We start from the raw sequence: 12,231 nt of genomic DNA, 5'->3' as shown, positions 1-12,231 counted from the left end.
ATACAGATCCGTAGAGTGAAGCGAATTAGCGGCGATCTCCCCGGATGCCGAGTTCTCGTGAGCTTCCGGTCCTGATGGGGCGTTGTGCGTCCCAGCGTTGCTAACTTTGGCCAGGCACGCTGGGCATAGCGGGTAGTCGGGCAGCGGTCCGGTCCAGGGCGGTGTGGGGACGAGGCAGGATGACCACGGCAGTGCGAGATGGTCGAAGCTCAGCGCGTGGGTTTCGTCGGGGACGTGATGCAGCAGCCTCCGGAACTGCCCTGGCAGCCACACGGCCCGCTGGTGGCTGGTCATGGCGCGGACGGACGATCGAAGATCAGCAAGTAGGCGAACGGCGGCACGCCCGTCATCAGCAAGATGATCAGCAAGGCGGATGCCATCGCTGCCTCCGTTCGAGGTCGGTCCTGCGTGTGGCCAGCCAGCTGTGTGGTGGGGGTGCGGGCATTGGTGGAACAGTGCCGACCGCCCAGCCAGGTAGACCCGGCAGGCGCTTTCGGTCGGTGCAGCCGCGTGTCAGGCGCACCCGGCCCAGCGAGACCTCAGTTGCGGCGTCGGGGGTGAACCACACGAGTCGGGCACGGACGTGGCTGCCGATGTGGAAGGCATGCAGCGCGTTGGTCGGCTTGCGCAGGTTCATCCGCAGCCCGCCATCGACGGCGACGACCTCGGCGTGGTCGGCGAAGGCCATGCCCCACGCGGCCACTCGTCTGTCGACTCGGTCGCCGTATTCCTGTACGACAGCGAACAATCTGGGTGCTTCGTTGGCAACCATGCGTTGCAGCATCGCTGCGAACTGTTGCTCGCTGCACTGCGGCGATATTCGGGCGGGATCGCGTGCTGCTTCCATGCGTGCCTCCTCGGTGTTGGACGATTTGGGTCGTGTTCGGTGACGGCGCGGCGTTCACGCGCTGTCGGCGTCCTGTGGCCAATCGGACTGATCTGCCGTGGCTGGGGGAACGTAGGGCCGATGCCGCGAACTGGCGGGCGTGGTGCTGGCGGCGAGCAGCCAGTCCAGGGCGTTGACGGCGTAGCCGGAGCGTTGATCGACGATGCCGCCGTGTGCAGCAGGGCGCCGGTAGTCGAATCGGGCCTCAGCGCGAACGGCGTGAGCGAGCCCGTTGGGACGCAGGGCGAGGTATTCGACGTATCCGCCGTGGCACCCTCCAGAGCCGGGTGCCGATCAACATGCCGTGGTCATCGGCGTCGGGTAGGGGGCGGAATCCTTCGGCGCGCAGGAGTTGACCTAAGTCTTCGGCTGCTTCGCGGGATAGTGGGCTCATCGCCGTCGCTCCTTGCGCTTATGGCGGGCGGCGATCTGCCCGTCGACGCGGGCGCGGTAGATCGCCGCAGCGAGCCGGACGAGGAACATCACTGCCGCGATCACCAGGAGGATGGTTTGCGCGGCGGCGCTCATGCCGGGGTTCGCACGGTCCGGATGGGGTGCCGATGGTCGTCATGTCGAAGGAGGTCGAGCGCGGCCCTGCGCTGGGAGGTACCGGGCCGGGCAGGTGACCGTGGATCACGGCGACTCGCGTGATCTCTGCTGAACACGGCCGCTTGGTGTTCGCCGCGCACCTCGGGACCACGCGGCGGTGAGAACACCGTCGGCACGGGCGGTCGCAGCCCGTTCTCGCCGCGTGGGGCCAGCCCCGCGTGGAGGTGTGGCGGCGCGGTGCTGGCTGAGGTGGAAACCCGGTGGACAGCGACAGGTCGGGGTCTGACGCTGCCCACCGGGCGATCACGGGGCCGATGTACGCCCACGAACCTCCAGCTCGTCGGTGTTGATCGAGGTCACCACCGCGGCAGGGGGTGTCCTTGGGCGGGCAACCCTCACCGATAGCATGGACGTACATCTTGTAATTCCTTTTCCTTGACCATCAGGCTAGATCGACACTAAACCTGTACGTACAGACTGTAAATACGTCTTTTTGGAGGAACGTCGTACCGGGTGCCGGACGGCGACACGGAAGGGTCCGGGATGTCAACTCCCTCCGCGACGATCACCATGCAGCAGCGCCAACTTGGCAATGAGCTGCGGAAACTTCGCGACGCTGCCGGTCTCACGCAGGACGAGGCCGCCGATCATCTGGGCAAGGCGCACAACAAGATCAGCCGTGTGGAGAACGGGAAGGTCGGCATCTCCAAAGCCGAGCTGGAAGCGCTGCTGAACCTGTACAGGGCGTCGGAGAAGGACAAGCTGTGGTGCCGCGAGCTGGCCAAGGGCGCGCGTCGCCGTCGCGGGCGACCCAGAGACGAAACCACCCTCTACCTCGGCCCGAGGTGGTTCCGGGCGTTCCGGGACTTCGAACAAAGCGCCACGGCAGTGATGATGGTCGGCTCCGAGGTGCTGCCGGGAAACCTCCAGACCGAGGACTACACACGAGGCATCTTCGCCGGGCGGGGCGATGATCCGAACGGCAAAGCTGTCGAAGACACCGTGCGAGTCCGTCAGGCACGCCAATCGATCCTGACCAGCGAGAACGCTCCACACTTCTCGTTCGTCCTCAGCGAGTCGGCGTTGCATCGCCAGATCGGCGGGACCGAGATCATGGCCGCCCAGATGGAGCACCTGGCGGAACTGGCGTTGCTGCCCAACGTCACGATCCAGGTCATCCCGTTCAACACGCAGTCCTACGGGGACGTGGGCTACGACTTTGTGATCTTCCGGTTCGACCAGGACACCAGCACCGACATCGTCTACATCGAGATCTACGGCGATGCCATCTACCTCGACAAACCGCCCGAAGCCGTCCGCCGCTACATCGACCTCCTCAACCGGCTGTACCGCATCGCCTTGGGACCGGTCGAATCGCGTAACTTCATCCTCGAACTGGCGAGCCAGTTCGCTGGGAGTAACACAAGGAAGGACTGAGCCACATGGTCAACTCCGGCATCGACTGGGCCAACGTCCAGTTCACGAAGTCGTCCTACAGTGGCAGCGACCAGGGCAACTGCGTCGAACTGGGCGTCGTGGCCGACATCGTGGGGGTGCGGGACTCCAAGCTCGGAGCCTCCAGCCCTGTCCTCGAACTCAACAAGACCGCCTTCCAGGCGTTCCTTGATGACGCGAAGGCAGGCACGTTCGACTGAAGGCGCGCAACACCAACGCCGCCGATCAACCCCTGGAGACGACTATAAGTGAGGCGGGCTGCCATCAGGTGGCCCACTCGTGCACGCTGGCTGGACCCGTGATGATCGCGGAGTCGGGACAGTTCCCCCGCACCCTTATCAAGCGCACTGAAACGCCGTTTTTTGGGGTTGCAACTGCAAAACGATGGGCAGAAAACTTCCGGCGCGGCGTCAAGTTCGCCGGTTTCGTATCCACTCAGCTACTCGGCAAGCACGGTCCGTCATTCCACGCTCGCCGCCCGCATCCCGTCGTTCCGCGCGCCGCTCGCCACGGCTCGATAGTGCCGTCGGCACCGATGCGGCCGGTGTGCTTCCACCGCTGGAGGATTCGGCGGCCGTAGTTTTTTGTGGCCGCGATGCGATCCAGCTCCGCACCGGTCGGCGTCCGGCCCTTGGATCGCTCGGTGACGTAAAACGCCCACATCCGTTCTTCGGCGGTCGGCTCGGTCCGTGGCTTGCGCTGGTCCGAGACCACCCTGAGACGGGGGATCGGTTCGGTCTCGTTGGCCGTCTCGCCCGTCTCGCTTCCGGTCTCGGTGGTGGTCTCGGCGTGCCGTCGTTTCAGCCCTTGAGTTCGACGGCCAGCAGTAGCGCCAGTGGTGGGCAGGCGGCGACGGCGATGTCGAAGAAGCTCATCTGCGGGGCGGCGGTGATGTTGGCGCACAGCGATCCCGAAGATGAAGGCGACCCATGAGTTCCACCGGCCGCCGTCGCGTTCGCCGCGACTGGTCTTCCGCAGCGCCACCATCGCCGAGGTCAACAACCCGTCGACCACGAGCGGCCAGATCGACGCTAGCATCGGGTCTGAGCCGTGGTGCAGGGCGAAGTCTTTCCCATGCTGATAGCTGGCGTAGGCGGCACCGGCGGCCACGAGCGTGCCGCAGCGTCCAATTCCGGGGCGGCTTCGGGGTGTCGGGGGTCATCGGCGAATATCCCCGCGCGACGCGGCATCGGGGTCGCAGGAGACGCAGGCGAAGACCTGCGAGCCGGTGTGCGACCGGCCGACCGGGACGCTGGGAACACGCACCCGCAGGTAGCGGTGGACCAGCGAGTCCTCCCCGGTGTCGGGCGTTTCTCGAAGTCGCTCCTCGCAGGTATCGCGCACGATGCGCAGGAGCCGACCATGCTTGCCGCGGTCCCGAAACAACGACGCGTCCGTGTACCAGTGCGGATCATCGTACGTCGTCGACATGTGGTCGGTGAGCGCCGCGTGCACAACGACCTCGACGCGTTCCAGCGCATCCATGACGAATAGTCGCAGCGCGCGGTCGAATACGTAGAGGTTGAGCACGTAGTCGAACTCGGTCCCCTTACGGAAGAGGTGGTCGGGTCGACCCTGCTGGAAAAGGATGGTGTACGGCGAGAGCCGGTAGTAGCCGATGTGGCACAGGTACCTGGCTGCGCTGTCGGCGTCGGGGATCTCCAGACCGCGGCTCGCAAGTCGGTCCACGAGCTCGTCGAACACCATCGGCCACTTGTCGTAGTGAAGAGCACCGCGCGGCCGTGGAGGTCGGGTCATGCGCGCTTCTCCAGGACCATGACAGAGAAAATCCCCCAAGTGCGCATCGTAGAGAGGCGTGGGGGATGTAGTGGGGCCGGAGTAGCACTGGACCTGCCCATGTGCGACGACGCCGAGTGCTGGAAAAGAAAAGGGGAGGCCCCGGAAGCAGCGCACTCCCTCAGGGTCCTCGTGCGCATCAGTGCGAATCGTTATGGAAGAGCAGGTAGACAGAAAGAACACACATCCCGTCAGCGCTGCGCCGCGACCCGCGAGACCACGCGCAGTGCCGAGACCTCGCGGCAGACTAAGCATGGCGTCGCCACGGAGGCCTCGCCGCCGGTACTCTCGACCATCGCCAGGTGCGCGGTGCACGTCGGGACGAGATGCCCCGCGTCCTCGGCGTGACAGCACGGCCGCTCGATCACCAACACTGTCACCGGCGTCGGGTCCTCGCTGTGCTCCCCAAACCAGCGGCACTTCTGCGCGGGCAGCCGCCTGCGTGAGCCGCGCTTCATTACCCAGATCATCGCCGACCTCCCTTCGCCGTCGGCATCGCCACGCCGAGCCGGACGCGGTAGACCCGGAGAACCTTGCTGAGGGTCTTGAGCCCCTCGAGGTGCTCGACGCCGGTTTCCAGCCCCTTGAGCCTGATGGGCCTGATGCCGGCCACCTCGGCGACCTGCTTGTGCGTGGCCTGGCCGCGGAGCTTGCCCAGCAGATCCGGCAGGTCCTCGACGAGGTCCTCGAACATCCGGAACCTCTCGCGCTCGCCCACCCGCGTGTGCCCCAGGTGCAGGTGGCCGCAGTGGCCGCACCAGTACCCGCTCGTCGACACATCGCTCCTGAGCCTGTCCGGAATCTCGCCCTCGCTGCGGTACCGGCGCTTCCAAACCCACTTGTCATCGCGCTGGGTCCGGCACTCGCGCGGGGCGTCCTCGGGCCGCGTCGCCTGCTCGGCGACCTTCGCACACTTCGGCGAGCAGTACAGCCCGAGCAGCACCGGGTCCTGGGCACGCAGACCCAAGCCCTTACCGCACGCCTTGCACCGCTGGCGCTCGGGAAAAGCCGCAGGGTGGGAGCTACGGCGAGCCGGATCCAGCCGATTGCACCGCTGGCGCTCGGGGAACAGCCGCTCAGCCATGAATCTGCCCTTCCTGCCCCGCCATCAGCATCAGCACCCAGAACCCGACAACCACGAACGCGGCCGACAGCACCATCCCCGCCAGCGGGACGATCGTCGCCGAGGGCAGAACGCTGCTTCGCCGCGTCACCGTCCACCTGCCGTACCCGAACGCCTGATACGTCGCCCGCCTCTTCCTGCGCGCCTGATTCCTTCTCGTCTTCGACGCGGCTGGGGAGGTGCTCCGGGCCTTCGCCAGCGTCACCGGATCGGCCGGCCTTCCCGCTCCCGCTCGAACCTCGTCTGCTTCTTCGTTGCCTCGCGCACCCGGTCGCGGATGAAGATCGCGTCCTTGTGCGTGATCGGCGCGTCGTGAATGTTGTGCGAGCCGCGCAGGAAGTTCTCCGTGCGATCGGCGATCGAGTACGCGATCGCCTGCTCAATTACTGCTACGGTCTGGCGCACGGTGACGAGCTCCTCGCGCAAAGCGCCCAGCGCCGTTCGCTTCTCGACCTCGAGCCGCTCCAGGCCGTCCAAGCGGGCCACCATGCTGCCCAGCAGCGGGTCGCGGGAGCGGAACAGCTCGGCCGCGCGCCGCGTGGACGCGTCGGCGTCGAGGCCGAGGTCCAGCTGTGCCAGGAGGAACGCCATCACCAGGCTTACCTGGCTCAGTCGATCACTGAACTCGCGGGCCGCGGCGTCGGTCACGCCGAGCTCACGGACGGCCGCCGAGCGCAGCTGCTCGCGCAGCGTGTTCACCGCGACGTCCGGAAGAGCCCGAATCACCGGCTGACTCTTCACACCGCCCAGCCGGAAGCCGGACTGGGGGAGCACGGTGGTGTCATCCGCGCCGCCGGAGCCTCCCTTCGCCGTGGTGCTGTTCTGCACCGCCTCCTGGTGATCGGTGAGCCGGAGCAAGGCCGGTGTCGTGTCGCCATGTGCTGCGTGCGGCAGCCTGGGCGCGGTCGCAGCGGCGTCGTTCTCCTGCGCTCGTGGAGCTGCATCGGCCGCGGCTCCTTGCGGAGGCGTGTTCACGACCGTCCCGCCCGAAGATCCGGCTGCGCCTGCCGCGCCGCAGCCGTGCTGACCGGAGCCGCCAGAGCGCGGATCATCCCCGAGCTCCGGCTCGTCATCCGGCTCAATGTCGGTGTCCTTCTCGGCGTCGGGACCCGGAGGAGTCTCGACCTCAGGCTCAGGGTCGATGTCCGGCGCTACCGCTTCGGTCTGCTGCTGGGCCTCGTGAGCCTGCGCCCGTTTCAGCTCCTCGCTGCCGCCACGCCGATAGGCGTCGAGGAAGGACGTGTCGACGTCCATAAGCTCATCAGTCGACGGCGTCGTCTCCAACATGTCGTTCAGGTCCTGGTTCATGAGAGCTCGCCGTCCTCGTCGTCGAGCAGGTAGTTGTCGCCACGGGTGAGCCCGATGAGGGAGTCGAAGCCCTGCGTGACTACACGCTCGAGATTCGCGTTGTTCGTTGAGAGCGCCTTGACCTGGTCAATCAGCTCGTTGAGCCGCGCGATCTCCAGTGTCGGCAGGTCGTAGTCGAGGTTCTCCCGTCGGATCTGCTCGGCCACCGCCTCGGCGACGTACTCGTTGACCGAGGAGAAGCCGCGCTTCTGAGCCCAGTACTCAGCCCGCTGCTTCTCGTCCGACGAGAGCCGGATAAAGACGCGCTCACGGCGCTCGTTGCCGTTCTGATCCGCGCCGGCCTGCCCGAATCTCGGGGTGCTCGCGCCCCGTGGAAGGGCCTGCTTCGGCTCCTGTACGGCAGTCATGCCCCGCCTCTCAATGTCGCATCCGACTGGTCTATGAGTCCACTATATCGTTATTCAACCTCCTGTCACGAGTGGCATCAAGACTGTAATTTAGTACCCTTTGCGAATCGCGCGGACACGCGGGAGAGTTGCAAGTGCACTCGGTTAGCGCCTGGCTGCGTGTCCCCCACGGCAGCCCCGGTTCCCAGACTCCCGGTCGGGGTCGCCGAACACATGGTTCGCATCTCCGTTCGTGCGACAGAAAAAGTGAAGACCCGGTGTGACGAACACACCGGGTCTTCACTTTTTCTGTCGTGGGGTCCGGTCGACGGCTCAGGCGCCTGTGTCACCCTTCGGCGTCGCGTTGGCCGTGCAGTCCACGAGCGCCGTGGTGAAATCCCTGACTCAAGAACTCCAGACACAGATCTGACTGGTCTTCGAGTACATCGTTCCCGACAGAGGACAAATGAGATTCGACTGCGAGTCGAAATGCGGAGCACAGGAGCAGGCGGGAGCGGGCGGCGCGCCGAGCTGGGGCTCGGCCGCGCAGGGACCGTGCGGGTCCGTCCTGACTGACCTGGTCGGGATCGACGGAGTCGATCCGGAGGAGACCTCGACACGTCTCACGCGTGTCGGCTGCGGGTGGCTGCCTGACAAGCGGCTGCTCGTGGGATTTCTCATCTCGCCTAGTGTGCGATCTCTGCTGCCAGGTCTTCAACGGAGGCGTGCCCGCAGACGGTGGCGACACCGAGAAGACAGCCATACGAACGCTGGAGACCTTGGACCTGAAGTACGGAGCCGATCTCTGCTACTTCAACGCCGGAGACAAGAACTTCGGCTTCAGCGCGTCCCCGTGCCACGCGTGCGGAGACACCCAGCATGGAGAACGACACCAGGTCATCGGCCAGATACCCACGCGGCCGGTGGACCTCACTGCGGCATCGCACTACTTCGGCCAGCTGCTGCCGAACACGACACACATGCGCCGCGCCTGAACCGCTTGCGTGACCGTGCCGGCCAACGCTGGGCGGCTGCGCTGGCAGATAGCCAACGAGCGCTGACCAATGCACCCGTCCATCATCGAACGGAGTTGATCAGAATGCCACGTAAGCGCTTCACCAGAGACGAGCAAAGCCAGTTCGTTCCGGGTGCACGCATCGAGTGGCGCAACGTTTCGCACTGGCATCCGGGCGTGATCGTGGGCGAAATCGGAAAAGACACACTCGGTCACCCCTACGTCCAGGGCTAAGGCAAGATCGCGCGGAGTGATCAACTCGGCTCGTAGGGTAGCCGGCCGGGTTGGCGTGCTGGGCCGGGAGATGGAGGATGGCCTCCTTCTGGGATCATGGAAATTGCGAGAAACCAAACTCCAGAAGAAGGCCATCCGTTGTCATTTTCTCATGGCTCGTCATGGGCGTCGTTTCCGGGTAGCGCCGACGGTGATGATGCCGATCTGGCGGAACTGATGAAGTTGCTCGGCAAGGTGCCGGATCGCCGTAAGCGGAAGGGCCGTGTGTACAGTTTGGCGTTCCTTCTCGCGGCGTCGTTGATCGCGGTGCTGGCGGGCGCGTCGAATTTCCGGCAGATCGCCGACCAGGTCGCCGATCTGCCGGCGTCGTTACTGCGGAAAATAGGTGGACGATGGTGCTGGTTCCGCGGGTTTTTCCGTGTCCCGGATACGTCCACGATCCGGCGCGCACTGGAAGATGTCGATGTAGCGAAGCTGGAAGGACTGATCGGGCCGTGGCTGCTGCGTCATGCCCGGCCTATCCCGGGCGGCACGTTGCGACTGGCTATCGACGGCAAAGTGCTGCGCGGTTCGTGGATCGGGGATCACGAGTCGTTCACGCTGTTCTCCGCGATGATCCACTGCGATGGTGTCACCGTCGCCCAAGTGGCCGTTCCCTCGGGCACCAACGAGATCACCCAGGTCAAGACCCTGCTCGACGGTGTCTCCCGCGGTGTGGACGGCCGTGTGGTGGTCACCATGGACGCCGTGCACACCCAGCGAGAGACCGCCGAATACATCGCCGGCGAACGCGGATTCGACTACGTTATGACAGTAAAGGGAAATCAAGCGGCGCTTAAGAAAAAGATATACGACCGCACTCTTCCGTTCTTGCGGAAAACCCCGCATCATGTCGTCGTCGATGACACCCACGGCCGGATACGCCGCTGGACTACCTGGATTACCGACGCCGACGGAATCGATTTCCCACACGCGCGCTCCGTAGCCTGCGTCAAACGAGAAGAAACAACCCTCTCCGGAGAACTCGTCAGCAAAGAGCACGCCTGGATCATCACCAGCCAGAACACCACCACAGTCACCGCCGAAGACCTGCACGACCAAGTCCGCGACCACTGGGGAATAGAAAACAAAAGCCATCATATCCGTGACACAACATACCACGAAGACGCACAACAAATCTATACCGGCACCGGCGCCCATATACTGGCAACATTACGGAATACCGCAATATCGATGCTTCGCATAACTGGGCACAACGACATCCGCCGGACAACCGAATGGATCAGCAGGGACCGCACACGAACACTCCCCGTCCTGTCACTCCAAGTTGCGGGGCGCAACACACAGTGATCTTGCCTTTGCCCTGCCCCTACGTCCCCTTGGAGCACACCGGAAAGAGCACGCGCACCGTCTCAACTGGTCAATACATCTGGGGCTATCCGGGGAACGTCCGACCGGCGAGTTGACCCACTCCAAACCACTTTCGTACGCCAGAGGAGCACATCATGGCTATTGATCCGCTCGCCTACGTAAGCCCCCAGAACACGGGAGAGGCGATATCTTTCGCTAACGCGATCGCATACGAATGGGCCTATTTGGACACTATGCGTGAAGTCAAACAGGATCCGATTCCTATTCCGGATGGCTGGGCGCATGCGTGGCTCGAATACGGGCGGCGCAACACCAATCGTATGGCCATTCGCGAAGCGTTCCGGCACTGGCGGGCTCACGGCACGTTGCCGGGCCTGTCCTAGTCACTTCTGGCCAATGCCGAACTGTTTCAACGGTGAACGGCAGACTAGCGCTGTCGTCCACCGCCGATGCAGGATCGGATTTTGCGGAAGTACACAATGGACAACGAATTCCAAGTCGGCGACGTCGTGCTGGTCGAGCTCCCTTACTCCGAGGTGTGCATGCACCTCGGAATAGCTGGCCAGGTGCGCGCAGTACGGATCGAGCACTACGGGGCACAGATCCACAACCGCGGGGAGCCCTACAGCAGTCCGGTGGCCCAAGCCGAGGCAGGGATCCCGAACTACGTGCTACGGACCGCAGACCGAAACGTGATCAAACACGGCATGCGCGTCTGGACAAACGATCTCCACCCAGGCGTTGTCGATCTGAATCAGATCACGTTGGCATCGGACGGATGGTTCTACGTCATCGAAGACGGACACAGAACGACACGCGCGACGAAATGGAACGGCAACTCGACCTGTCCGACCGTGAAACCAGGCTGCTGAACTTCTTGGTCACTGCGTTGGCGATGCGCCTCAAGGGTGTGACCGACCTGAACGAGGTCATCAACGAGCAGTATGTCCGCGAAGACGAACACGCCGAAGACGGCTACTCCCAAGACGTGCGGATCACTGGCCGCCAACTCGTGTGGGCCGACGACCGCCCCGGGCCGGAGATGCCCTACGAACTGCGACGTCATGCAGTAATCGCTGATTCCCTGCGACGGCTCAACGAGATCAACCCCGTGCCCGATACTCGGTGGCGCGCGGAACTAATCGGTTTCACGGAAGCCGAGAAGGTCCGCGGGTTTTTCGAGCGCATCGATCTGTGGCGTGTCTCCACCGAACTCGCTGCCGAGCTCGACGCGGGCTGACTCCCTGGCGTAGCGGCACCGCTCGCCCCCGATTCCCGGGGCGAGCGGTGCCATACCCCAACGGCTTGCCACGCCAAGCCTTTTTGCCTGCGTCGCGGGGCGCGCCCAACAACAAGGAGACGACATGTCCACGTCCCACGCTCTCCAGGACCTCATCGACGCCGCCGGCGTACTCGGCCGATGCCAAGCGCGGAGGATGGCCGGCGAATACCGGCTCACGGCCCCGGCCGTAGCCCGACTCCTGGAGCTGCACAATTGCGGCATGAGCCCACGGAGGTAATCACCATGGCCTACATCGAACGCGGAACCCTGGAAGTTCTCCGCGAACTAGCCGTCATCGACTCTGTCGAATTCGTCGAACTGCACAGCCGCCTGTCCATCGACATGGAGGGGCGCCACATCGAGACCAGCATCAGCCTGGATCCGCCGGACGTACGCCGCCTGATCGCGGAGCTGACCGCCATCGCCGATGCGCGGGGCTGGTGACCTTCGCCTGATCAGGCGACGCCCAAACCCTGCGCACGCAGCGGCAACCCCGCTAACCTGCGCCAATGCGCCGCTGCGGCGGAGATCCCAGCCCACGAGCCCAAGTCATTCTCGCGACACACACTGCCCTCGGCCAAATCCAGGCCAGGATCGTCCAAGAGCTCAACGAGCCGGACCCCGACAACGTCAAGGAACTCACGGGCAGGCTGCGCGCGATCGCTGACATGCTGGACGAACACAACGACCCGACGGTGCTGCGCAGCGTCTAGCCCGCGGGCTCGTCCAGGGTGCCGCAGCACCGCGGCGCCGACGAACTCCGTGTAGCTCGTCAGGGCTTCGTCCTTCAGTCGAAAGCTGCGGCAGCTTGGCTAACAACCTCGG

General features: G+C 64.5%; 19 protein-coding genes. 10 read left to right on the top strand and 9 right to left on the bottom strand.

Annotated elements, in window-relative coordinates; all coding sequences use genetic code 11:
• Positions 1-361: 361 nt before the first annotated feature.
• Positions 362-847, bottom strand: a complete 486-nt coding sequence (locus tag ACRXBZ_RS08540; RefSeq protein ID WP_433878613.1) for a hypothetical protein — start codon at positions 845-847, stop codon at positions 362-364.
• A gap of 429 nt (positions 848-1,276) precedes the next feature.
• The gene (locus tag ACRXBZ_RS08535) at positions 1,277-1,414 is read right to left on the bottom strand and encodes a hypothetical protein (RefSeq protein WP_433878612.1); all 138 of its coding nucleotides are present in this window, start codon (positions 1,412-1,414) and stop codon (positions 1,277-1,279) included.
• A 564-nt stretch (positions 1,415-1,978) separates the two neighbouring features.
• Between ACRXBZ_RS08535 and ACRXBZ_RS08530 the strand changes: the two genes are divergently transcribed.
• Both ACRXBZ_RS08530 and ACRXBZ_RS08525 read left to right on the top strand, forming a co-directional pair.
• On the top strand, positions 1,979-2,872 hold the full coding sequence (locus ACRXBZ_RS08530) for a helix-turn-helix domain-containing protein (protein ID WP_433878611.1): 894 nt from the start codon (positions 1,979-1,981) through the stop codon (positions 2,870-2,872).
• Between the two features lie 5 nt (positions 2,873-2,877).
• The gene (locus tag ACRXBZ_RS08525) at positions 2,878-3,090 is read left to right on the top strand and encodes a DUF397 domain-containing protein (RefSeq protein ID WP_433878610.1); all 213 of its coding nucleotides are present in this window, start codon (positions 2,878-2,880) and stop codon (positions 3,088-3,090) included.
• Positions 3,091-3,325: 235 nt separating this feature from the next.
• Here ACRXBZ_RS08525 and ACRXBZ_RS08520 read toward each other — a convergent pair whose 3' ends face one another.
• The 7 genes from ACRXBZ_RS08520 to ACRXBZ_RS08490 form a co-directional block, all read right to left on the bottom strand.
• Entirely contained in the window at positions 3,326-4,000 is a 675-nt protein-coding gene (locus ACRXBZ_RS08520; protein ID WP_433878609.1) for a DUF2637 domain-containing protein, read from the bottom strand.
• A 48-nt stretch (positions 4,001-4,048) separates the two neighbouring features.
• Positions 4,049-4,648, bottom strand: a complete 600-nt coding sequence (locus ACRXBZ_RS08515) for an Abi family protein (protein ID WP_433878608.1) — start codon at positions 4,646-4,648, stop codon at positions 4,049-4,051.
• Between the two features lie 230 nt (positions 4,649-4,878).
• Positions 4,879-5,157 carry a hypothetical protein gene (locus ACRXBZ_RS08510; RefSeq protein WP_433878607.1) on the bottom strand — a complete coding sequence of 93 codons (279 nt, stop codon included), beginning with the start codon at positions 5,155-5,157 and terminating at the stop codon, positions 4,879-4,881.
• A complete protein-coding gene (locus tag ACRXBZ_RS08505) occupies positions 5,154-5,771 on the bottom strand; it encodes a hypothetical protein (RefSeq protein WP_433878606.1) in 618 nt (205 codons plus the stop codon). Before ACRXBZ_RS08505 ends, ACRXBZ_RS08510 begins: the two co-directional genes overlap by 4 nt.
• Entirely contained in the window at positions 5,764-5,901 is a 138-nt protein-coding gene (locus ACRXBZ_RS08500) for a hypothetical protein (protein WP_433878605.1), read from the bottom strand. The genes ACRXBZ_RS08505 and ACRXBZ_RS08500 overlap by 8 nt, the downstream gene beginning before the upstream one ends.
• Positions 5,902-6,011: 110 nt before the next feature.
• Entirely contained in the window at positions 6,012-7,118 is a 1,107-nt protein-coding gene (locus ACRXBZ_RS08495) for a hypothetical protein (protein WP_433878604.1), read from the bottom strand.
• Entirely contained in the window at positions 7,115-7,525 is a 411-nt protein-coding gene (locus ACRXBZ_RS08490; protein WP_433878603.1) for a hypothetical protein, read from the bottom strand. The genes ACRXBZ_RS08495 and ACRXBZ_RS08490 overlap by 4 nt, the downstream gene beginning before the upstream one ends.
• A gap of 704 nt (positions 7,526-8,229) precedes the next feature.
• Here ACRXBZ_RS08490 and ACRXBZ_RS08485 point away from each other — a divergent pair.
• The 8 genes from ACRXBZ_RS08485 to ACRXBZ_RS08450 all read left to right on the top strand — a co-directional run bounded on the left by ACRXBZ_RS08485 (position 8,230) and on the right by ACRXBZ_RS08450 (position 12,119).
• Positions 8,230-8,499, top strand: coding sequence for a hypothetical protein (locus ACRXBZ_RS08485; RefSeq protein ID WP_433878602.1), 270 nt, complete (start codon positions 8,230-8,232; stop codon positions 8,497-8,499).
• 350 nt (positions 8,500-8,849) lie between these two features.
• On the top strand, positions 8,850-10,103 hold the full coding sequence (locus ACRXBZ_RS08480; protein WP_433878601.1) for an ISAs1 family transposase: 1,254 nt from the start codon (positions 8,850-8,852) through the stop codon (positions 10,101-10,103).
• A gap of 155 nt (positions 10,104-10,258) precedes the next feature.
• Positions 10,259-10,507, top strand: a complete 249-nt coding sequence (locus tag ACRXBZ_RS08475) for a hypothetical protein (RefSeq protein WP_433878600.1) — start codon at positions 10,259-10,261, stop codon at positions 10,505-10,507.
• A gap of 96 nt (positions 10,508-10,603) precedes the next feature.
• Positions 10,604-10,996 (top strand): hypothetical protein, encoded by a 393-nt coding sequence (locus ACRXBZ_RS08470; RefSeq protein ID WP_433878599.1) that lies wholly within the window; start codon positions 10,604-10,606, stop codon positions 10,994-10,996.
• On the top strand, positions 10,951-11,364 hold the full coding sequence (locus ACRXBZ_RS08465) for a hypothetical protein (protein ID WP_433878598.1): 414 nt from the start codon (positions 10,951-10,953) through the stop codon (positions 11,362-11,364). The genes ACRXBZ_RS08470 and ACRXBZ_RS08465 overlap by 46 nt, the downstream gene beginning before the upstream one ends.
• A gap of 124 nt (positions 11,365-11,488) precedes the next feature.
• A complete protein-coding gene (locus tag ACRXBZ_RS08460; RefSeq protein ID WP_433878597.1) occupies positions 11,489-11,644 on the top strand; it encodes a hypothetical protein in 156 nt (51 codons plus the stop codon).
• Positions 11,645-11,649: 5 nt separating this feature from the next.
• On the top strand, positions 11,650-11,850 hold the full coding sequence (locus ACRXBZ_RS08455; protein WP_433878596.1) for a hypothetical protein: 201 nt from the start codon (positions 11,650-11,652) through the stop codon (positions 11,848-11,850).
• 65 nt (positions 11,851-11,915) lie between these two features.
• A complete protein-coding gene (locus ACRXBZ_RS08450; RefSeq protein WP_433878595.1) occupies positions 11,916-12,119 on the top strand; it encodes a hypothetical protein in 204 nt (67 codons plus the stop codon).
• Positions 12,120-12,231: the final 112 nt, after the last annotated feature.

The sequence above is a fragment of the Saccharopolyspora hattusasensis genome, assembly GCF_050972075.1.
Classification (GTDB): domain Bacteria; phylum Actinomycetota; class Actinomycetes; order Mycobacteriales; family Pseudonocardiaceae; genus Saccharopolyspora; species Saccharopolyspora hattusasensis.
Note: the sequence above shows the minus strand (reverse complement) of the source record. Positions and strands in the feature narration are given on the sequence as shown.

Excerpts from the sequence above, each read along its gene's own strand:
- ACRXBZ_RS08540 (WP_433878613.1), bottom strand. The coding sequence starts at position 847 with ATGGAAGCAGCACGCGATCCCGCCCGAATATCGCCGCAGTGCAGCGAG.
- ACRXBZ_RS08535 (WP_433878612.1), bottom strand. The coding sequence starts at position 1,414 with ATGAGCGCCGCCGCGCAAACCATCCTCCTGGTGATCGCGGCAGTGATG.
- ACRXBZ_RS08530 (WP_433878611.1), top strand. The coding sequence starts at position 1,979 with ATGTCAACTCCCTCCGCGACGATCACCATGCAGCAGCGCCAACTTGGC.
- ACRXBZ_RS08525 (WP_433878610.1), top strand. The coding sequence starts at position 2,878 with ATGGTCAACTCCGGCATCGACTGGGCCAACGTCCAGTTCACGAAGTCG.
- ACRXBZ_RS08515 (WP_433878608.1), bottom strand. The coding sequence starts at position 4,648 with ATGACCCGACCTCCACGGCCGCGCGGTGCTCTTCACTACGACAAGTGG.
- ACRXBZ_RS08510 (WP_433878607.1), bottom strand. The coding sequence starts at position 5,157 with ATGATCTGGGTAATGAAGCGCGGCTCACGCAGGCGGCTGCCCGCGCAG.
- ACRXBZ_RS08505 (WP_433878606.1), bottom strand. The coding sequence starts at position 5,771 with ATGGCTGAGCGGCTGTTCCCCGAGCGCCAGCGGTGCAATCGGCTGGAT.
- ACRXBZ_RS08495 (WP_433878604.1), bottom strand. The coding sequence starts at position 7,118 with ATGAACCAGGACCTGAACGACATGTTGGAGACGACGCCGTCGACTGAT.
- ACRXBZ_RS08490 (WP_433878603.1), bottom strand. The coding sequence starts at position 7,525 with ATGACTGCCGTACAGGAGCCGAAGCAGGCCCTTCCACGGGGCGCGAGC.
- ACRXBZ_RS08480 (WP_433878601.1), top strand. The coding sequence starts at position 8,850 with ATGGAAATTGCGAGAAACCAAACTCCAGAAGAAGGCCATCCGTTGTCA.
- ACRXBZ_RS08475 (WP_433878600.1), top strand. The coding sequence starts at position 10,259 with ATGGCTATTGATCCGCTCGCCTACGTAAGCCCCCAGAACACGGGAGAG.
- ACRXBZ_RS08470 (WP_433878599.1), top strand. The coding sequence starts at position 10,604 with ATGGACAACGAATTCCAAGTCGGCGACGTCGTGCTGGTCGAGCTCCCT.
- ACRXBZ_RS08465 (WP_433878598.1), top strand. The coding sequence starts at position 10,951 with ATGGAACGGCAACTCGACCTGTCCGACCGTGAAACCAGGCTGCTGAAC.
- ACRXBZ_RS08460 (WP_433878597.1), top strand. The coding sequence starts at position 11,489 with ATGTCCACGTCCCACGCTCTCCAGGACCTCATCGACGCCGCCGGCGTA.
- ACRXBZ_RS08455 (WP_433878596.1), top strand. The coding sequence starts at position 11,650 with ATGGCCTACATCGAACGCGGAACCCTGGAAGTTCTCCGCGAACTAGCC.
- ACRXBZ_RS08450 (WP_433878595.1), top strand. The coding sequence starts at position 11,916 with ATGCGCCGCTGCGGCGGAGATCCCAGCCCACGAGCCCAAGTCATTCTC.